The sequence below is a fragment of the Pseudomonas sp. GL-B-19 genome, assembly GCF_019956415.1.
Lineage (GTDB): Bacteria > Pseudomonadota > Gammaproteobacteria > Pseudomonadales > Pseudomonadaceae > Aquipseudomonas.
Genome location: NZ_JAHBDK010000027.1, coordinates 52,505 through 72,155, shown reverse-complemented (window position 1 = coordinate 72,155; position 19,651 = coordinate 52,505). Strand labels below are relative to the sequence as shown.

Below are 19,651 nucleotides of genomic sequence, written 5' to 3'. Positions count from 1 at the left end.
TATTCATACTCAACAGGCGCCCTCCAAGGTTTGCGTCAGGCGGACTTGCGGCCATAATGGCGGCCTTGAATTTTTCCCAGACTCTGAAGGATCGCCTGTGAGCCAGTCCCTGATCGCCGCTCTGCAAAACCCGGCCCTCTACCCGCATCCGGTAGACGGGTTCCAGGTCATCGAAACCCATATTTCCTGGGTCATCCTCACAGGCCCCTTTGCTTATAAAGTGAAGAAGCCAGTGAATTTCGGCTTCCTCGACTTCTCCAGCCTCGACGCCCGCGAGCACTTCTGCGGTGAAGAACTGCGATTGAACCAGCGCCTGACCAACGATTTATACCTGGAAGTGTTGCCAATCACCGGCAGTGCCGAAGCACCACAACTGGGCGGTGAAGGTCCGGTCGTCGATTTCGCCCTGAAAATGCGTCAATTCCCACAAAGCCAGCTGCTCAGCACCCTGCAGGCCAATGGCGAACTGACCACCGCGCACATCGACGAGATGGCTGCGCAGATCGCTCAATTCCATCTCAATGCGCCGAAAGTCCCTGCCGAACACGAAGCTGGCACCCCCGACAGCGTCATGGCGCCCGTGCGTCAGAACTTCGAACAGATCCGTCCGTTCCTCAGCGACAAGGCCGATCTGCTACAACTCGATGCCTTGCAAGCTTGGGCCGAAAGCAGCTTCGAACGTCTCAAGCCACTGTTCGCCCAGCGCAAGGCCGAGGGTTTCATTCGTGAATGCCACGGTGATATCCACCTGGGTAACGCCACCGTGATCGATGACAAGGTCGTGATCTTCGACTGCATCGAGTTCAACGAACCGTTCCGCTTCACCGACGTCTACGCCGACACCGGCTTCCTGGCGATGGACCTGGAAGACCGTGGTCTGAAGTGCCTCGCGCGCCGTTTCGTCAGCCAATACCTGGAGCTGACCGGCGATTATCAGGGCCTTGAACTGCTGAACTTCTATAAAGCCTACCGCGCACTGGTTCGCGCCAAGGTCAGCCTGTTCAGCATGCCGGCCGAAGCCGATCCGGTACAGCGCGCCACGACCCTGCGCCAGTACCGCAACTACGCCAACCTCGCGGAAAGCTACAGCACCATTCCTTCGCGTTTCATGGCGATTACCCACGGCGTGTCCGCCGTCGGCAAGAGCCACGTCGCCATGCGTCTGGTCGAAGCACTGGGCGCCATTCGCCTTCGCTCGGATGTAGAACGCAAGCGTCTGTTCGGCGAACAAACCGTACCGAATGACCCGCAGGCCGGCATTTATAGTGCCGACGCCAGCACCGCCACCTACAGCCGTCTGCATGAGATTGCCGGAGTTATCCTGCGTGCCGGTTTCCCGGTGGTGATCGATGCCACTTACCTCAAGCGCGACCAGCGCGACGGCGCGGCAAAAATCGCCGAGGCCACCGGTGCACCGTTCCTGATCCTCGATTGCAATGCACCGCAAGCCGTAATCGAGAGCTGGCTGGCCCTGCGCCAGGCAGACAACAAGGATCCATCCGACGCCAACCTGGCCGTTATCCAAACCCAGCAAGCCAATCGTGAACCGCTGACGCCAGCAGAGATTCTGTGCAGCAAGCGTGTCCAGACCAATGAAAGCGGGACCCTCGACACGGTCGTTGCGCAAATTCGTCAACGCATGCCAGGCCTGTAAAACTATTTTCAGCCGTGAAGCCTCCACTGGCTTCACGGCTGTCAAATAGTGGCACTACACTGGCGTCATAAAACCATCAGGTGATGCGACATGAGCCAGCCCAAATTTCTCGACACCCAGCTGTATGCCTTGCTGCACAAAGACGACATCACAGGCTTCAACAACGAACGGCCCAAAGACGGACCTATCGACATGGTCGGTGGCGATTTCCGCGGCTTGGACTTGCGCGAGCTAAACGCTGATGGCGTCGACTTTACCGATGCCTATTTCCGTTCCGCGGACTTGCGCGGCATCGACTTTCGCAACGCATCCCTCGAAGGTGCCAGCCTTGCCCACGCACAGATCTCCGGCGCGTACTTCCCGCCAGAGCTGAGCGCAGATGAGATCTTGATGTCGATGAACTTCGGCACTCGCCTGCGTTATCGCACTCGCTAAAAACGACGTGTTACCTGACAAGTCCAGCGCCCCCGCTTTGCGCTGGACTCCGTGTTTGCTCCCGACAGCTAGACTTCCAGTACCCACCCCATTGCGTTCGCCGAAATTCACCCAAGTTGAGTTTGCTTCTTAGAAGCTTTTACGTCGAAATCAACCAAACAATCACGCTTTTCCTACTGATGGCTACACTCCTGAGAAGTTCGCACACACGCCGTTCGGCCGTCGCAAGGAGGCTCGATGAATGATGAGCTGCAACACCTGAAGAATCTTGGCAAGACGTCGGCGCAGTGGCTGCATGCCGTGGGTATCCACAGCGCCTCGGATTTGCGTCGCCTTGGGGCGGTGGATGCGTATCGGGCCGTGCGTACTCGCGGGTTTCGGGCGTCCAAGGTGTTGTTGTATGCAATCGAAGGCGCATTGATGGATGTGCACTGGAACGACATTCCAGCCGAGCGCAAAGAAGACTTGAACAAACAACTGGAAGCGATTTCGTCCCGCCACAAGGCTTGAGGCATTGATTTCGCCAGGCGCCGTGATTACTCAGTGATTACTGAGTTTTGAAACAGGTTGACGATGCATTTAAAAGAAATCAAAAAACAGCGGTTGACATGGTAATGAGAATCGATATGATTATCACAACTGGTCGCGAGACTGGTCGATATTTGAAAAGCCCTTGGTTCGGACTCTCAGATATCTCCTCATCAGGCTAATCACGGTTATTTGACCCGGCTCTTGCCGGGTTTTTTTTGCCCGTGAAAAACCCGAACGTTATTTGCCGAACTGCTGACGCATCTGCGCGCAATAATCCTGAGGCGGTGAAGCGGGGGTGTACCAGACGTAATCGGCCATTGCTGCTGTTACCACGGCCCCCTGCTCTGCCAGCATCAATACCGTCGGCGCTTGGGCCTGGCCCAAATCCAGCACATGGATCGGCACGCCAACGTCCTTGCGCGCGTGATAGGCACCGGCAAACAGTAGTGAGGGCGTCGGGGCTGCCAGCAAACGCTCAGCCATTCGCCGATCTCGTTGCTGCTGGACCGCCAACATGGCGGGCATTTGTGAAGTGGGCAGCAAGCCGCAATGGGAGTCGCTGATCTGTGCCAGCAACACTTCTTTGACCGACGCTGCATTGGACCGCGAACCGCTCAATGCCGGCGGTTTGGCGTAGACCGCACGAACCTCGAGGTTATCCAGATTGGCCGCGAGCAGCGGATAAGGCTGAGTCAGCGCGAAACGTACGATCGGCCCGTACAGGTCCCAGTCCCAACCCTCCTGCCAAGCCAAAGCAGCAGGCAAGTTTTCCGGTGGTGTCGAGGCATGACGAACATCATCGACGCGCTGTTGTTGATCGGGCGTAAGCATTTCCAGGAGCAAACTGCCTTGTGGCCGCCGCTCACCCAGCGACTGCAGCAACCACAGTTGCAGTTGGTGGTGATCGTGATTGTCATGCTGCTCACCGACGATCAGCCGCGAAGGCTTGGCAAGTCGTTCGATCAGTTCCTGCGCCGTCAGAGTTTCACCCGTACTCAGGTCCCGAATGTCAGCGCTGACCGGCGGTGGCTCCGAGACATGCTGGCAGGCACTCAACAGCAGTACGGCCAACAGTAAAATTCCACGCATGTTCACCTCGATGAAAAGTATCAGCGGGCGATGATCAGCGGATGCCCACGCTCCGGATGCTGCTGGACCAATACTTCCAGCCCGAACACGGCTTTGAGCGGCTCGGGTTTCAGGACCTGTTCCGGCGTATCCAGTGCCACCGGACGCCCACCCTCAAGCAGTAACAGACGATCACAATAACGCGCCGCCAGGTTCAGATCATGCAAGATGACCAACACGGCCGCGCCACGATCGGCAAATTCGCGCACCGCTTGCAGCGTGGTGTGCTGATGCAGCGGGTCGAGCATCGAGGTCGGCTCATCGAGCAACAGCGTCTGCCCCGCCTCGCCCGGCCAGAGCTGCGCCAGCACCCGGGCCAGATGCACCCGCTGACGCTCGCCGCCGGACAACGCCAGATAGCTGCGACCACTCAGGTGTCCGGCATCGGCGGCGTGCAACGCGGCAGCGACAATCTCGTCATCGCGCACCCGACCGCTTTGATGGGGCAAACGCCCCATACCCACCACTTCTTCGACGCGAAAGGCAAAGTCCAGGGTCGACACCTGCGGCAGCACCGCCAGACGTTGCGCGCGCAACGCGGCGGCCCAGTGACGCAACTCGCGATCATCGAGCCAGACGCTTCCCTGATGGGCGTGCAATTCGCCGCACAAGGCACTCAGCAAAGTACTTTTGCCGGCGCCATTGGGGCCGAGCACGCCAAGCACTTCGCCAGGCAGGAGCTCAAGCGTGATGTCCGTCAGCACAGTCTTGGCGCCGCGACGGATTTGCAGGTTCTGCGTGCGCAACATCAGGCGCGCCTCCGGAGCAACAAGAACAGGAAAAACGGCGCACCGATAAAGGCCGTGACGATGCCGATCGGTAGTTCGGCGGGCGCTAGCGCCAGTCGCGCCACCAGATCGGCAAACAACAGAAGACTCGCACCTGCCAGAACCGAGGCGGGCAACAAAACTCGATGATCGGGACCGGCCAGCAAACGCACGAGGTGCGGCACCACCAGCCCGACAAATCCGATCATCCCCGCCGCCGCCACCGCCGCGCCAACCCCCAGCGCTGTGCAGAACACCAATTCGCGCTTGAGCCCCTCGACGTTAATGCCCAGGTGACCGGCCTCCGACTCCCCCAGCAACAAAGCATTCAAGGCCTTGGCTCGACGCGGCATCCACAGCGCCACGCCCGCACTCACCACCAGCAATGGCCAGAGTCGCGCGTAACTGGCGCCATTGAGGCTGCCCAAATTCCAGAACGTCAGCGTACGCAGGGTCGCGTCGTCAGCCAGATAGGTGAACAACCCCACCGCCGAACCCGCCAGAGCGGTCAATGCGATACCGGCCAGCAGCATCGTCGCGACGTTCGTCTGGCCGTTTCGTCGGCCCAGTCGATACACCAGCGCCGTCACCCCCAAGCCACCGAGAAACGCACATACCGACAGCAAATAAGGCCCGAACGACTCGGGCAGGCCGCCAAACATTGACCCGCCCACAATCGCGATGGCCGCACCCAATGCTGCGCCGCTGGACACCCCCACCAATCCCGGGTCCGCCAGCGGGTTACGAAACAGGCCTTGCATCGCCACACCGGTCAGCGCCAACACGCCGCCCACCGCCAGGCCCAGCAAGGTTCGCGGTAGACGGATCTGCCCCACGATCAATTCGGCTTGCTCCAGACCGTCCGGCGCAATCGGCAATCCGACCAGGCGCAGCGCGGCGTGCAAGGTGTCGAGCAACGGCAAACTGACCGGCCCCAGTGCCAGCGACAGCCAGATCGCCAGCAAACACAGAAGGCTCAGGCCAATGAACAGTGCACGAGGTTTAACCAGGACGGTCATTGGCCGGCCGTGCCATAAAAGAACCCGTCAGACAGCTCTTTCAGGCTTTCGGGCAACCGTGGTCCCAGCCCGCCCACCAGCAACGTCGGATCCAGCTCTACGACTCGACCGTCCCTCGCCGCGCGGGTCGAGGACAGCATCGGGTTTTCCTTGAACAGCGCGGCACGCGCCGCTTCCCCTACCCAACGTTGCGGCAATTCTGCCGCTGCGGCGTGGTGACTGACGAAGAGTCCGACACAGAGCGCAGCAACGCGGGTACTCGGGCGCATAAACAGCTTCCTTTACAGTTTTCCCAGGCATCGAGATGGCAGGCCAAGTATTCTCGGCCTCTGACAGCTGCGCCCGACGGGCAAGACGGTCATTTGATAATTGTTTGCATTTGAACGTCAAGCTCGGACATTTCTGGTCACGAGACACTTGAGGATAGACATGAAGTTTCTTTGCACTGGTGCCGAATTGGCTGACGCCAGCAGTCGCGGTTTCGACATCGAAGGGCAGAAGCTCTTTGCCGTACGCCGCGGTGGCCAGATCTACGTCTACGTCAATCGCTGCCCGCACCGCGGGGTTGGCCTGGAATGGACGCCAGACAGCTTTCTCGACCCCAGTAACAGCCTGATCCAGTGCGCCACCCACGGCGCACTATTCCTGATCGAAGACGGTGAGTGCGTTTCCGGCCCCTGCGCCGGTCAATCATTGACCGCCGTGCCCTGCCGTGAAGACGCGCAAGGCATCTGGGTCAGCCTTTAGCCGTTGAGCAGCACCTCCAGGCGCCGATCAACCACCATCTCCTCATGGGTCAAACGCGCGCCATAGGCCAGCACCTCGACCCCGCACGCCACGGCCTCACGCAAGGCCGCCGCGTAGGCCGAATCGATTTCTTCTGCAGGACGCACGGCTTCGATGCCGGTCAGGTTGACGCAATACAACTGAACCGCACGAATCCCGTCCCGGGCCAAGTGCGCCAATTCGCGCAAATGCTTGGCCCCGCGCTGGGTCACCGCATCGGGAAACGCGGCCACCGAAGAACCGTCGAAGCCCAGGGTGACGCTTTTGACTTCGACATAAGCCGGGCCGCTGGGGTAATCGAGACGAAAATCGATTCGGCTGCTTTCCTGCCCATAGGCGACTTCGCGCTTGAGCTCGGTAAAACCGTTCAGCTCACTGATCACACCGGCGCGCAGTGCCTCTTCAATCAATCCATTGGCTCGCCCGGTATTGACGCAAAACAAGCGCCCTTGAGGGGTTTCGCCGACTTCCCAGGTGCCGGGCAACTTGCGCTTGGGGTCATTGGAGCGGCTGAACCAGACCTGCCCACCTTCAACCTGGCAATTGAGCATCGAGCCCGTGTTGGGACAATGAATAGTCAGCAACTCGCCGCTAACGGTTTCGATATCGGCGAGAAAACGCTTGTAACGACGGATCAGGCGCCCTTCTTCGAGGGGAGGATTAAAACGCATCAGCCTTGCCAGCTCTTCAAACCGCGAGCGATCCGCTCGACCGCTTCCTGCAAGCGCGGCAGGCTTTGGGTGTAGGCAAAACGCACGTGGTGCCCAGCGTGAAAGCGCCCGAAATCCAGTCCCGGGGTAATTGCCACATGTTCGGTTTCGAGGAAGTGCCGGCAGAACGCGAAGGCATCACCGCCGAACTTGCTGATATCCGCATACAAATAGAACGCGCCTTCCGGCTCCACGGCAATGCCAAAACCCAATTCACGCAAGGCAGGCAGCAGGAAATCGCGACGACGACCAAATTCGGCGCGACGCTCTTCGAGAATGCTGATGGTTGCCGGCTCAAAGCAGGCCAATGCGGCGTATTGGGCCATGCTCGGCGCGCTGATGTAGAGGTTTTGCGCGAGCTTTTCCAACTCACCCACGGCTGCCTCCGGCGCAACCAGCCAACCGAGACGCCAGCCGGTCATGCCGAAATACTTGGAAAAACTGTTCAGCACAAATGCGTTGTCATCGACTTCCAGCACGCTGGCGGCATCGGTGCCGTATGTCAGGCCGTGATAGATCTCATCCACCACCAGATGGCCGTGTCGCAGCTTGATCGCCGCAGACAACCCCGCCAGCTCGTCGCGAGTAAGGATCGTCCCGGTCGGATTGGCAGGGGAAGCCACTAACGCGCCTACGCTGTCGTGATCCCAGTGACGCGCGACCAGATCAGGGGTTAGCTGATAACGCACCTCCGGGCCTACAGGAACAAGCTGCGCCGCACCCTCCACCAATCGCAGAAAGTGCCGGTTGCAGGGATAGCCCGGATCCGCCAACAGCCAGTGCTTGCCCGGGTCCACCAGCAAGGCGCTGGCCAGCAACAAGGCGCCCGAACCGCCGGGGGTGATGAGGATTCGTTTGGGGTCAATGTTCAACCCATAACGCTGCTGATAAAAATTGGAAATGGCCTCTCGCAACTCGGGAATGCCCCGCGCGGCGGTGTAACGGGTCTTACCTGCCGTCAAAGCGGCCTGGCCTGCCTGAATGATCGGCTCGGCGGTGGTGAAGTCCGGCTCGCCGATTTCCAGGTGAATCACGTCATGGCCAGCGGCTTGCAGTTCATTGGCCCGCGCCAGCAACGCCATGACGTGGAAAGGTTCGATTGCACGACTGCGGGCACTGTAGGACTGAGCCATTAGCCTTCCTTCAACAGAGAAAAGAATCAATTCTACCCAAGCGCAGGAACGAGCGAGAGCTTAAAGCGGTCAGACGCCTTAGCACCTGACCATAAACGACTCAAACGAGTATCCCAAGTTTGACTAAAATCAATATTTGACCAGGTCTCCAACACCACCAGACAAGGCTTTGCAATGATTTGCAAGGGCCCCGAGCCACTACTTCAACATCCGGGAGTAGCGCGCCCCGATTTGATCTGGTAAGTTCGCCCGCTTGCAGCCGCAGGGCCGGCAGGTGTCGGTGATGGAGCAATCCTGCGCAGATGGATTACAAGAGTAGAGGCGGTCCATTTCATGCCCACCCAAGCAAAGCAACAGCAAAGCACGACAATCAGCGGCTTCGAACCCTACAAAGAAGTGAAGGGCGAGGAATACATGGGCAAGCCCATGCGCGCGCACTTCACCAAGATCCTGAACAAGTGGAAACAGGACTTGATGCAGGAAGTCGACCGTACTGTTGATCACATGAAAGACGAAGCGGCCAACTTCCCGGACCCGGCAGACCGTGCCAGCCAGGAAGAAGAGTTCAGCCTCGAGCTGCGTGCCCGCGACCGCGAGCGCAAGCTGATCAAGAAGATCGACAAGACGCTGCAACTGATTGAAGACGAAGAATATGGCTGGTGCGAGTCCTGCGGCGTCGAAATCGGCGTCAAGCGACTGGAAGCCCGCCCTACCGCCGACATGTGCGTTGACTGCAAGACCCTGGCGGAAATCAAGGAAAAACAAGTCGGCAAGTAATATCGACTTGAACGAAGAACGGAGCGTGCGAACGCTCCGTTTTTGTTTCTGAAATTTGCTTCAGTGCCCCCTGTGGGAGCGAGCCTGCTCGCGAAAGCGGTGAGTCAGTCAACGAATGTGTTGTATGTGAAACCGCTATCGCGAGCAGGCTCACTCCCACAGGGACTCGCGCACGACCAGAGATGTAACATTCGTCCATGACCGCCACGACTTCCACTCCCTACATCGGGCGTTTCGCCCCCACGCCCAGTGGACACCTGCATTTCGGTTCGCTGGTCGCCGCACTGGCCTCGTACCTCGACGCCCGCGCGGTGGGTGGCCGTTGGCTGATGCGCATGGAAGACCTCGACCCGCCACGGGAAGAACCCGGCGCTCAGACAGCGATTCTCAAGGCACTTGAAAGCTACGGTTTTGAGTGGGACGGCGAAATGGTCCGTCAGAGCGACCGGCACGAGGCTTACGCTGAAGTGCTCAATCGCCTGTTCAATCATGGCCTGGCTTACGCCTGCACCTGCTCGCGCAAACAATTGGAACCCTATCACGGCATTTATCCGGGGCTGTGCCGCAACGCCGGCCACGGCACAGAAAACGCAGCGATTCGCTTGCGCGTGCCCGAACTGGAATACCACTTCATCGACCGCGTGCAAGGTGAATTTCGCCAGCATCTGGGTCGCGAGGTGGGCGATTTTGTGATTCGCCGTCGCGACGGGCTCTACGCTTATCAACTGGCCGTCGTGTTGGACGATGCCTGGCAAGGCATCACCGACATCGTGCGTGGCGCCGACCTGCTGGATTCCACGCCGCGCCAGCTCTATCTGCAAGAACTGCTCGGCCTGCGCCAACCGCGTTATCTGCACATCCCGCTGATTACCCAGCCCGATGGCAACAAACTCGGCAAATCCTACCGCTCGCCGCCGTTGACCGAAGACCAGGCGACACCTTTATTGCTGCGCGCATTGCGCGCACTCGGGCAAAACCCCGCTACCGAACTGGCTTACGCCAGCCCACGGGAAGTGTTGAACTGGGGCATTGCCCACTGGGATGCGGCGCTGATCCCGCGCACACTGAACCTGCCCGAGGCACAACTGCAGTGATCGCACTTGCAGTGGCGCGCCCATCCGTTACCATCGCCGCACGTTTTCGGGCACGCGCATAAAAAAGAGAGGCCGGGATGTACATCTATCGCTTGGTCCTGCTCCTGGTAGTGGGGATTTACCTGTTCTCCCCGGCCATCATGGATTGGTGGATCGACGCCACTGGCGCCTGGTATCGCCCTTATCTGCTCTGGCTGATTCTGATCGTCGTGACCTTCATCCTGCAGAGTCAAAAAGATGCCGATGAGCTTTAGCCTGACCCAGATGATCCTGATCAGCGCCGCGTACCTGGCGGTGCTGTTCGGCGTGGCCTGGGTCAGTGAACGGGGCATGATCCCCCGGGCGATCATTCGCCACCCGTTGACCTACACCCTTTCATTGGGCGTTTACGCCAGTGCCTGGGCGTTTTACGGCACAGTGGGCCTGGCCTATCAGTACGGCTACGGTTTTTTATCCAGCTACCTCGGGGTCTCAGGCGCATTTTTGCTGGCGCCGGTGCTGCTGTACCCGATTCTGAAAATTACCCGCACCTATCAGCTGTCGTCGCTGGCCGACTTGTTCGCGTTCCGCTTTCGCAGTACATGGGCTGGCGCGCTGACCACGGTCTTCATGCTGGTCGGCGTGTTGCCGCTGCTGGCCTTGCAGATTCAAGCGGTCGCCGACTCCATCAGCATTCTCACCCGTGAACCGGTGCAGCATCGGGTCGCCCTGAGCTTTTGCGCACTGATTACCCTGTTCACCATCTTCTTTGGCTCGCGCCACATCGCGACCCGCGAGAAACATGAAGGCCTGGTGTTCGCCATTGCCTTCGAGTCGGTGATCAAGTTGATCGCCATCGGCGGTGTCGGCCTGTATGCGTTGTACGGCGTGTTCGACGGCCCGCAACAGCTGGAACTGTGGCTTCTGCAAAACCAGACCGCCCTCGCCGCCCTGCACACGCCGCTGCAAGAAGGGCCGTGGCGGACGTTGCTGCTGGTGTTCTTCGCTTCTGCGATTGTGATGCCGCACATGTATCACATGACCTTTACCGAAAACCTCAACCCCCGCTCGCTGGTCAGTGCCAGCTGGGGCCTGCCCCTGTTCCTGCTGCTGATGAGCCTGGCAGTGCCGCTGATTCTCTGGGCTGGCCTGAAACTCGGCGCCACCACCAATCCCGAATACTTCACGCTGGGCATCGGCATTGCCGCCAACAGCAAGGCCTTGGCGCTGCTGGCGTATGTCGGAGGTTTGTCGGCGGCAAGCGGTCTGATCATCGTCACTACCCTGGCGCTGTCCGGGATGGCACTGAACCATCTGGTGTTGCCGCTCTATCAGCCGCCGGCCGAAGGCAACATCTACCGTTGGCTGAAGTGGACCCGTCGGGCGCTGATCGTTGCGATCATCATGGCCGGCTACGGCTTCTACCTGCTGCTGGGTACAGATCAGGATCTGGCGAACCTCGGCATCGTCGCGTTTGTCGCCACGTTGCAGTTCCTGCCGGGCGTGCTCTCGGTTCTGTATTGGCCGACCGCGAACCGCCGTGGCTTCATCGCCGGTTTGCTGGCAGGGATTCTGGTATGGCTGGTAACGATGTTGTTGCCGCTGGTGAGCAATCTTCAGGGTTTCTACATCCCGCTGCTGAACATGATCTACGTGCTGGACGACACCAGTTGGCACATGGCGGCGATTGCCTCGCTGGCGGCCAACGTGCTGATGTTCACCCTGATCTCGCTGTTCACTAACGCCAGCCCGGAAGAAGCCAGTGCCGCCGAAGCTTGCGCCGTGGACAACGTGCGTCGCCCTCAACGCCGCGAATTGCACGCCGCTTCCCCTCAGGAATTCGCTACGCAGCTGGCAAAACCCTTGGGCGCCAAGGCGGCACAGAAAGAAGTCGAACAGGCACTGCGCGATCTCTATCTGCCGTTTGACGAGCGCCGGCCTTATGCCTTGCGCCGCTTGCGCGACCGCATCGAAGCCAACCTGTCCGGCCTGATGGGCCCGAGTGTGGCGCAGGACATGGTCGAAACATTCCTGCCGTATAAGGCGGGCGGCGAGAACTATGTCACCGAAGACATTCACTTCATCGAAAGTCGCCTTGAGGATTACCACTCGCGCCTGACCGGCCTTGCCGCCGAACTCGATGCCCTGCGCCGCTATCACCGCCAGACCCTGCAGGAACTGCCAATGGGCGTCTGCTCGCTGGCCAAGGATCAGGAAATCCTCATGTGGAACAAAGCCATGGAGGAGCTGACCGGGATTGCCGCGCAGCGTGTGGTCGGTTCGCGCCTGAGCACGATTGCCGATCCATGGAAAGAACTGCTGCAAGGCTTCATCAACCTGCCAGACGAACATCTGCACAAACAGCACCTGGCCCTTGATGGCCAGACCCGCTGGCTGAACCTGCACAAAGCGGCGATCGATGAACCGCTCGCACCGGGCAACAGCGGCTTGGTGTTGCTGGTGGAAGACCTGACCGAAACCCAGATGCTCGAAGACAAACTGGTGCACTCCGAGCGCCTGGCCAGCATCGGTCGACTCGCGGCGGGCGTGGCCCATGAAATCGGCAACCCGATCACCGGCATTGCTTGTCTGGCGCAAAACCTGCGCGAAGAGCGCGAAGACGATGGCGAGCTGAAGGAAATCAGTGGACAGATCCTGGAGCAGACCAAGCGCGTGTCACGCATCGTCCAGTCGCTGATGAGCTTCGCCCACGCCGGCAGCCACCAGCAAAGCGACGAGCCCGTCTGTCTGGCCGAAGTGGCTCAGGATGCCATCGGCTTGCTGGCGCTGAACCGACGCAATTTCGAAGTGCAGTTCTATAATTTGTGCGACCCCGATCACTGGGTCGAAGGCGATCCACAGCGACTCGCCCAAGTACTGATCAACCTGCTCTCAAACGCCCGCGACGCCTCGCCTCCCGGCAGCGCGGTGCGGGTTAAAAGCGAAGCCGGCGAACACACGGTCGACTTGATCGTGGAAGACGAAGGCAGCGGTATTCCGAAGAACATCATGGACCGATTGTTCGAACCTTTCTTCACCACCAAGGATCCTGGCGAAGGCACCGGTCTGGGCCTTGCACTGGTCTATTCCATCGTTGAAGAGCATTATGGACAAATCACCATCGACAGCCCGGCTGATATTCAAAGCCAACGCGGCACCCGTATCCGGGTGACCTTGCCGCGTCATGTCGAAGCGACGTCCGCTGTGAACTGAGACCGTCGAGAGTATCGAATCAATGCCGCACATTTTGATCGTCGAAGACGAAACAATTATCCGCTCCGCCTTGCGCCGCCTGCTGGAACGTAACCAGTACCAGGTCAGCGAAGCCGGTTCAGTGCAGGAAGCACAAGAACGCTTCACTATTCCCACGTTCGACCTGATCGTCAGTGACCTGCGCCTACCCGGCGCACCGGGCACCGAGTTGATCAAACTCGGCCAGGGCACGCCGGTGCTGATCATGACCAGCTACGCCAGCCTGCGTTCGGCGGTCGACTCGATGAAGATGGGCGCGGTGGATTACATCGCCAAGCCTTTCGATCACGATGAAATGCTCCAGGCCGTCGCCCGCATCCTGCGCGACCGGCAATCACTGCCAGCCAACGGCGAACCAGCCGCTGGCAAAGCTGGCAATGGCGCCGCGAAAGCTGGCGTCGATAACAGCAACGGTGAAATCGGCATTATCGGTTCGTGCCCGCCGATGCAGGACCTGTACAGTAAAATCCGCAAAGTCGCGCCAACCGATTCCAATGTCCTGATTCAAGGTGAATCCGGTACCGGTAAAGAGTTGGTGGCGCGTGCCCTGCATAACCTGTCCAAGCGCGCCAAGGCACCGATGATTTCGGTGAACTGCGCGGCCATTCCGGAAAGCCTGATCGAGTCCGAGCTGTTCGGTCACGAAAAAGGCGCGTTCACGGGCGCCAGCGCCGGGCGTGCCGGTCTGGTGGAAGCGGCAGACGGCGGCACCCTGTTCCTCGATGAAATCGGCGAATTGCCCCTTGAAGCCCAGGCCCGCTTGCTGCGCGTGTTGCAGGAAGGCGAAATTCGCCGGGTGGGCTCGGTGCAATCGCAGAAGGTCGACGTACGCCTGATCGCCGCAACTCACCGGGACCTCAAGAGCCTGGCAAAAATCGGCCAGTTCCGTGAAGACTTGTATTACCGCCTCCACGTGATCGCCCTGAAGCTGCCGGCCTTGCGCGAGCGCGGTGCGGACGTCAACGAAATCGCCAATGCCTTCCTGGCGCGGCAGAGTGCGCGGGTCAACCGCACCGATCTGAAATTCGCCCCGGATGCCGAACAGGCGATTCGTCATTACACCTGGCCCGGTAACGTTCGCGAGCTGGAAAACGCCGTCGAGCGCGCGGTCATTCTGTGCGAGAGCCCGGAAATTTCGGCCGAGCTGCTGGGTATCGACATCGAACTGAGTGGCCTGGAAGAGGATGAGTTCATCGGCCTGGCACCACAGCAGGGCAACAATGGCGGTAACTCCAGCCATGAGCCGACCGAAGACCTGTCACTGGAAGACTACTTCCAGCACTTCGTCCTCGAGCATCAGGACCACATGACCGAAACCGAACTGGCCCGCAAACTCGGGGTCAGCCGCAAATGCCTGTGGGAGCGTCGTCAGCGCCTGGGCATCCCGCGGCGCAAAACCGGGGTCGCCAGCGAAAGCTGAATGGCACCTGTCTGATGCGCGGGTAACACATGACTTTCTGAAAAAACTGTTACCTCAAATTTTTCACGTAACAGAAGCCGGGGCTTACGGTAACGAAGCCCCGGTTTTTTTGGGCCTGAAAAAACCCCACCGACCGACCTAACCCCTTGTTTTACTGGGGTTCGCAAAAGTTGGCACGCACCCTGCTATATGTTTGGTACAAGAACAATAACAAGCAATGCATAACATAATAAAAATAAGACGAATCGACTCACGCACAATAAAAACAAGACGGCGAGAGGCGCAGCTAACTGATTCTTTTGGAGAGGCGTTGTATTTGGGGGATCGCCCCACGACCAGGCCGAGAATAATAAAAAACTGTCCTAAGACAGTGCCTGAACTGGTTGGATCGCAAGATCACTGCAGCACAGCGACCAAAGCAATCCGTTTGCTCTTGACTCCCGATTGGGAGGGTCATGAAGGAAAATTTTCATGACGAGGGCACTTAACAAAAACAAAAAGCCCGAAACCAATAATAAAAATAGAGCATGCAACTACTTCTTGGGGAGCTTCGGCTCCCCTTGTAGTTTCTGGCGTTTACGTAGCAATTGCCAAACCCGCGAGGCAGCGTCCGACCCGTAGCAGCTGTCGAGCAACGCGAGGCTGCGTCCGACTGCGCAGCAGCTGTCGAGCAACGCGAGGCTGCGTCCGACTGCGCAGCAGTCGCAATACGGGCAACGAGATTAGTCTGACACACCGCAACTACAGGTTTTACGACGGCTTCGCAGCCGAACGCAGCCTCGCGCTGCTCGTCAGCTGCTACACAGATCGCGTCTGCCAGATATCCCCCTTCAAGCGCTTGCGCAGCTTCCTACACCATCCCTCGACTAAATGCTAGAATCCCCGCCCATCATGCGGTCATTCTTCTGTTATGGCCGAACATTCCTTCAAACAGTGCATCCCATGCTGAAGAAGCTGTTCCAGTCATTCCGTTCTCCCAAGCGTCATACGCAACACATTCGCAGTACGCCTGAAGTGCTCAACAGCGGCCAACACTCGCTGCAAAAGGCCCAATTCAGCCGTTACGCGGTGAATATCGTCGAACGCCTGCAGAACGCCGGTTACCAGGCTTACCTGGTCGGCGGCTGTGTGCGTGACATGCTGCTCGGCATCACGCCCAAGGATTTCGACGTCGCCACCAGCGCCACACCTGAACAGGTGCGTGCCGAATTCCGCAATGCGCGGATCATCGGTCGTCGATTCAAGCTGGTGCACATTCACTTCGGTCGTGAAATCATCGAAGTCGCAACCTTCCGCGCCAATCACCCGCAAAACGACGAGGAAGAAGACAGCAACCAGTCTTCCCGTAATGAAAGCGGGCGCATCCTGCGCGATAACGTCTACGGCACACTGGAAGAAGACGCGCAACGCCGCGACTTCACCATCAACGCCCTGTACTACGACCCGGTCAGCGAGCGCATTCTTGACTACGCCAACGGCGTACACGATATCCGCAATCACCTGATCCGCCTGATCGGCGACCCGAAACAGCGCTACCAGGAAGACCCGGTACGGATGCTGCGGGCCGTGCGTTTTGCCGCCAAGCTGAATTTCGGTATCGAAAAACACAGCGCCTTGCCGATTCGCGAACTGGCACCGATGCTGCGCGAGATCCCGTCGGCCCGTCTGTTCGAAGAAGTGCTCAAGTTGTTCCTCTCCGGCCACGCCGCGGACACCTTCGAGATGCTGGTCGACCTGCAACTGTTCGATCCGTTGTTCCCGGCCAGTGCCGAGGCGCTGGAATACAACCCGACGTACACCCACACTCTGATCAGCGACGCACTGATCAACACGGACCTGCGGATCAAGCAGAACAAACCGGTGACCCCGGCGTTCCTGTTTGCCGCCCTGCTGTGGCCTGCCCTGCCGGCTCGTGTACTGCGCCTGCAAGAACGTGGCATGCCGCCGATTCCGGCCATGCAGGAAGCGGCTCACGAACTGATCGCCGAACAGTGCCAACGCATCGCAATCCCGAAACGCTTCACCATGCCGATCCGCGAGATCTGGGACATGCAGGAGCGCCTGCCACGCCGTAGCGGCAAGCGCGCCGACCTGTTGCTGGACAACCCACGGTTCCGTGCCGGTTACGACTTCTTGCTGCTGCGCGAAAGCGCCGGTGAGCAGACTGATGGCCTGGGTGAATGGTGGACGGATTATCAGGACGCCAATGACAGCGAACGTCGCGACATGATCCGCGACCTCAGCGGCAAGGAAGACGGCACCGGCGCACCACGCAAACGTCGCCGCAGCGGTGGCGCCAAGCGTAAACGCGCAGCCGGCGAACCGAGCGTCTCGGGCGAGTAATCCATGGAACGCATCTACATCGGCATGGGCAGCAATCTGGCTGACCCCGCCGAACAATTGCGCAACGCCGTCGATGCGCTGGCGCAGCTGCCACAGACCGAGCTGGTCGGGGTGTCCGCGTTTTATCAGAGCGACTCGCTGCTGCCTGGCCAACCGCGTTACACCAACGCGGTCGCCGCCCTCGACAGCACCCTCGCACCGCTGGACCTGCTCGATGCGCTGCAAGCCATCGAGAACGAACAGGGTCGCGAACGTCTTGAACGCTGGGGACCACGCACCCTGGATCTGGACATCGTGCTGTTTGGCGATCGACTGATCGACGAGCCTCGCCTCAAAGTCCCTCACTACCACCTGCAGGAAAGGGCCTTTGTCCTGTATCCGCTGGCCGAACTGGCGCCTGCGGATTTGCGTTTGGCCGATGGTCGCACTCTTGGTGAATTACTCGTCGCCTGCCCGTTCGTTGGCCTGGAACGCCTGCCTGCGAATTAACGCAAATCCCCTGTGGGAGCGAGCCTGCTCGCGATAGCTGCTTAACATTCACCAAAGATGTTAACTGTCAGGACGCCATCGCCGGCAAGCCGGTCTCGCTCCCACATTGGTTTTTGTGTCGAACACAGAATCTGCTGCTGAATCGCATCAGTTACGCCGGTAACACCCCCGTCGTAACAACGCGGTAACACATCCAATTGACTTCCCGAGTTCTCCTCACGACTATAGGCGTCCCGCTGCCGCCAACACGGCATTGAAGGGCGCAATCCAGGCCTTAAAAGCACGACAACAGACCGTGCGCCTGTATTTAACGAAGAATCACGCGCGTTACTCGCAGTAGTTTCCACAGCGCCTGAATGAGGATCTTTTCATGCCAGCCATCACCCTGACCACTCTGCAAGGTCTCAAGCAAAAAGGTGAAAAAATCACCATGCTGACCTGCTATGACGCAACCTTCGCCCACGCCTGCAATGAGGCTGGCGTCGAAGTGCTGCTGGTGGGCGACTCCCTCGGCATGGTTTTACAGGGTCACGACAGCACCCTGCCTGTGACGACCGCTGACATGGCTTACCACGTGGCAGCCGTCAAACGCGGCAACACCGATGCGTTCATCCTCGCTGACCTGCCGTTCATGGCCTACGCCACCACCGAACAAGCCATGACCAACAGTGCCCTGTTGATGCAAGCCGGTGCGCACATGGTCAAGGTAGAAGGCGCTCTGTGGCTGGCAGACTCGATCCGCCTGCTGGCCGAGCGCGGCATCCCGGTGTGCGCGCACTTGGGGCTGACGCCGCAATCGGTGAACATCCTGGGCGGTTACAAAGTCCAGGGTCGCAACGAAAACCAGGCTCGGCAAATGCGTGCCGATGCCATTTCGCTGGAACAGGCCGGGGCAGCCATGTTGCTGCTTGAATGCGTGCCCAGCGAACTGGCCGAAGAAATTACCCAGGCCGTGAAGATTCCGGTCATTGGTATCGGCGCCGGCAGTGGCACCGACGGCCAGGTACTGGTCCTGCACGACATGCTGGGCTTGTCGATTACCGGTCGCGTGCCAAAATTCGTGAAGAACTTCATGACCGGACAGCACACCATTCAAGCAGCCCTGAATGCTTACGTGACTGAAGTCAAAGCGGCGACTTTCCCAGGTATCGAACACGGATTCTCTGCATGAACACCGTAAAAACCGTACGCGAACTGCGGGCCGCCGTGGCCCGTGCCCGCAGTGAAGGCAAGCGCATCGGCTTCGTGCCGACCATGGGCAACCTGCACAGCGGTCATATTGCGCTGATTACCAAAGCCTCCCAACGGGTGGATTTCGTGGTCGCGAGCATTTTCGTCAATCCGTTGCAATTCGGTGCCGGCGAAGACCTCGACAAGTACCCGCGCACCCTCGCCGCCGACCAGGAGAAACTGCTCCAGGCCGGTTGCCACTTGCTGTTCGCGCCTAGCGCTGAAGAAATGTACCCCGACGGCATGGCCGGCCAGACGCGCGTCAGCGTTCCGCTGTTGTCTGAAGGCCTGTGCGGCGCCAGCCGCCCAGGGCATTTTGAAGGTGTGGCGACGGTGGTCAGCAAATTGTTCAACATGGTCCAGCCGGACCTCGCGGTCTTCGGCCAGAAAGACTACCAGCAACTGGCGGTGATCAAATCCCTGGTCCATGACCTGAACATGCCGGTCCAGATCATTGGTGAGCCGACTGTCCGTGCGGCCGACGGCTTGGCACTGTCTTCTCGCAATGGTTTCCTCAGCGAAGAGCAGCGGGCTGTGGCGCCGGTGGTCTATCGCACACTGAGTTCGATTGCCGACGCGATCAAACAGGGTGAGCGGGATTTCCCCGCGCTGATCGACGTGCAGATCAAACAGCTTGAAGTGGCTGGATTGCGTCCCGATTACCTGGAGATTCGCCATGCGCTGACCTTGCGTCCGGCCACGGCAGATGATCGCGATCTGGTGATTCTGGTCGCGGCGTTCCTTGGCACCACACGGTTGATCGACAACCTGCACCTGAACCTCGACGCCTCTGCCTAAAACACCACCCCTGTAGGAGCTGGCTTGCCAGCGAAGGCGGCGGGTCATTCAGCATTGATGTTGACTGACACACCGCCTTCGCTGGCAAGCCAGCTCCTACATTGGT

18 protein-coding genes and 1 pseudogene are annotated in these 19,651 nt (G+C 59.3%); 13 read left to right on the top strand and 6 right to left on the bottom strand.

Features of this window, described 5'->3' with window-relative positions; genetic code table 11:
• Nucleotides 1-97: 97 nt before the first annotated feature.
• The 3 genes from KGB06_RS11670 to KGB06_RS11660 all read left to right on the top strand — a co-directional run bounded on the left by KGB06_RS11670 (nucleotide 98) and on the right by KGB06_RS11660 (nucleotide 2,599).
• Nucleotides 98-1,654 (top strand): AAA family ATPase, encoded by a 1,557-nt coding sequence (locus tag KGB06_RS11670; protein ID WP_223515685.1) that lies wholly within the window; start codon nucleotides 98-100, stop codon nucleotides 1,652-1,654.
• Between the two features lie 90 nt (nucleotides 1,655-1,744).
• Nucleotides 1,745-2,089: a pentapeptide repeat-containing protein gene (locus KGB06_RS11665; RefSeq protein ID WP_223515683.1), complete on the top strand. Its 345-nt coding sequence runs from the start codon at nucleotides 1,745-1,747 to the stop codon at nucleotides 2,087-2,089.
• A gap of 237 nt (nucleotides 2,090-2,326) precedes the next feature.
• Nucleotides 2,327-2,599 (top strand): TfoX/Sxy family protein, encoded by a 273-nt coding sequence (locus tag KGB06_RS11660; protein ID WP_223515680.1) that lies wholly within the window; start codon nucleotides 2,327-2,329, stop codon nucleotides 2,597-2,599.
• A gap of 258 nt (nucleotides 2,600-2,857) precedes the next feature.
• Here the strand turns inward: KGB06_RS11660 and KGB06_RS11655 are convergent, their stop codons facing one another.
• From KGB06_RS11655 to KGB06_RS11640, 4 genes and pseudogenes are all read right to left on the bottom strand, one after another.
• Entirely contained in the window at nucleotides 2,858-3,709 is an 852-nt protein-coding gene (locus tag KGB06_RS11655; protein ID WP_223515677.1) for a ChaN family lipoprotein, read from the bottom strand.
• Nucleotides 3,710-3,729: 20 nt separating this feature from the next.
• Nucleotides 3,730-4,497, bottom strand: coding sequence for a heme ABC transporter ATP-binding protein (locus KGB06_RS11650; protein WP_223515674.1), 768 nt, complete (start codon nucleotides 4,495-4,497; stop codon nucleotides 3,730-3,732).
• Nucleotides 4,497-5,480 carry a FecCD family ABC transporter permease gene (locus KGB06_RS11645; protein ID WP_223515713.1) on the bottom strand — a complete coding sequence of 328 codons (984 nt, stop codon included), beginning with the start codon at nucleotides 5,478-5,480 and terminating at the stop codon, nucleotides 4,497-4,499. Before KGB06_RS11645 ends, KGB06_RS11650 begins: the two co-directional genes overlap by 1 nt.
• Nucleotides 5,481-5,530: 50 nt before the next feature.
• A pseudogene (locus KGB06_RS11640) lies at nucleotides 5,531-5,713 on the bottom strand (hemin ABC transporter substrate-binding protein); the annotation flags it as partial.
• Between the two features lie 250 nt (nucleotides 5,714-5,963).
• On the opposite strand from KGB06_RS11640, the gene KGB06_RS11635 reads away from it, so the two are divergent.
• Nucleotides 5,964-6,281, top strand: coding sequence for a Rieske (2Fe-2S) protein (locus KGB06_RS11635; protein ID WP_223515668.1), 318 nt, complete (start codon nucleotides 5,964-5,966; stop codon nucleotides 6,279-6,281).
• Here KGB06_RS11635 and sfsA read toward each other — a convergent pair.
• Complete coding sequence (gene sfsA, locus KGB06_RS11630) at nucleotides 6,278-6,991, bottom strand: DNA/RNA nuclease SfsA (protein ID WP_223515665.1); 714 nt, start codon at nucleotides 6,989-6,991, stop codon at nucleotides 6,278-6,280. The two genes, KGB06_RS11635 and sfsA, sit on opposite strands and share 4 nt — an antisense overlap.
• The gene (locus KGB06_RS11625; protein WP_223515662.1) at nucleotides 6,991-8,163 is read right to left on the bottom strand and encodes a pyridoxal phosphate-dependent aminotransferase; all 1,173 of its coding nucleotides are present in this window, start codon (nucleotides 8,161-8,163) and stop codon (nucleotides 6,991-6,993) included. Before KGB06_RS11625 ends, sfsA begins: the two co-directional genes overlap by 1 nt.
• A 333-nt stretch (nucleotides 8,164-8,496) precedes the next feature.
• On the opposite strand from KGB06_RS11625, the gene dksA reads away from it, so the two are divergent.
• The 9 genes from dksA (at nucleotide 8,497) to panC (ending at nucleotide 19,545) form a co-directional block, all read left to right on the top strand.
• Nucleotides 8,497-8,940: an RNA polymerase-binding protein DksA gene (gene dksA, locus KGB06_RS11620; RefSeq protein ID WP_007948662.1), complete on the top strand. Its 444-nt coding sequence runs from the start codon at nucleotides 8,497-8,499 to the stop codon at nucleotides 8,938-8,940.
• A gap of 197 nt (nucleotides 8,941-9,137) precedes the next feature.
• A complete protein-coding gene (gene gluQRS / locus KGB06_RS11615) occupies nucleotides 9,138-10,034 on the top strand; it encodes a tRNA glutamyl-Q(34) synthetase GluQRS (protein ID WP_223515658.1) in 897 nt (298 codons plus the stop codon).
• 77 nt (nucleotides 10,035-10,111) lie between these two features.
• The gene (locus KGB06_RS11610) at nucleotides 10,112-10,288 is read left to right on the top strand and encodes a hypothetical protein (RefSeq protein WP_003176118.1); all 177 of its coding nucleotides are present in this window, start codon (nucleotides 10,112-10,114) and stop codon (nucleotides 10,286-10,288) included.
• Nucleotides 10,272-13,226, top strand: a complete 2,955-nt coding sequence (locus tag KGB06_RS11605) for a sensor histidine kinase (RefSeq protein ID WP_223515656.1) — start codon at nucleotides 10,272-10,274, stop codon at nucleotides 13,224-13,226. The genes KGB06_RS11610 and KGB06_RS11605 overlap by 17 nt, the downstream gene beginning before the upstream one ends.
• 22 nt (nucleotides 13,227-13,248) lie before the next feature.
• On the top strand, nucleotides 13,249-14,685 hold the full coding sequence (locus KGB06_RS11600; protein ID WP_223515653.1) for a sigma-54-dependent transcriptional regulator: 1,437 nt from the start codon (nucleotides 13,249-13,251) through the stop codon (nucleotides 14,683-14,685).
• Between the two features lie 942 nt (nucleotides 14,686-15,627).
• On the top strand, nucleotides 15,628-17,028 hold the full coding sequence (locus KGB06_RS11595) for a polynucleotide adenylyltransferase PcnB (RefSeq protein WP_223515650.1): 1,401 nt from the start codon (nucleotides 15,628-15,630) through the stop codon (nucleotides 17,026-17,028).
• 3 nt (nucleotides 17,029-17,031) lie between these two features.
• Nucleotides 17,032-17,517 carry a 2-amino-4-hydroxy-6-hydroxymethyldihydropteridine diphosphokinase gene (gene folK, locus KGB06_RS11590; protein WP_223515648.1) on the top strand — a complete coding sequence of 162 codons (486 nt, stop codon included), beginning with the start codon at nucleotides 17,032-17,034 and terminating at the stop codon, nucleotides 17,515-17,517.
• A gap of 370 nt (nucleotides 17,518-17,887) precedes the next feature.
• Nucleotides 17,888-18,688, top strand: a complete 801-nt coding sequence (gene panB, locus KGB06_RS11585) for a 3-methyl-2-oxobutanoate hydroxymethyltransferase (RefSeq protein ID WP_223515645.1) — start codon at nucleotides 17,888-17,890, stop codon at nucleotides 18,686-18,688.
• Complete coding sequence (panC, locus tag KGB06_RS11580; RefSeq protein WP_223515642.1) at nucleotides 18,685-19,545, top strand: pantoate--beta-alanine ligase; 861 nt, start codon at nucleotides 18,685-18,687, stop codon at nucleotides 19,543-19,545. Before panB ends, panC begins: the two co-directional genes overlap by 4 nt.
• The last annotated feature ends 106 nt before the right edge of the window (nucleotides 19,546-19,651 follow it).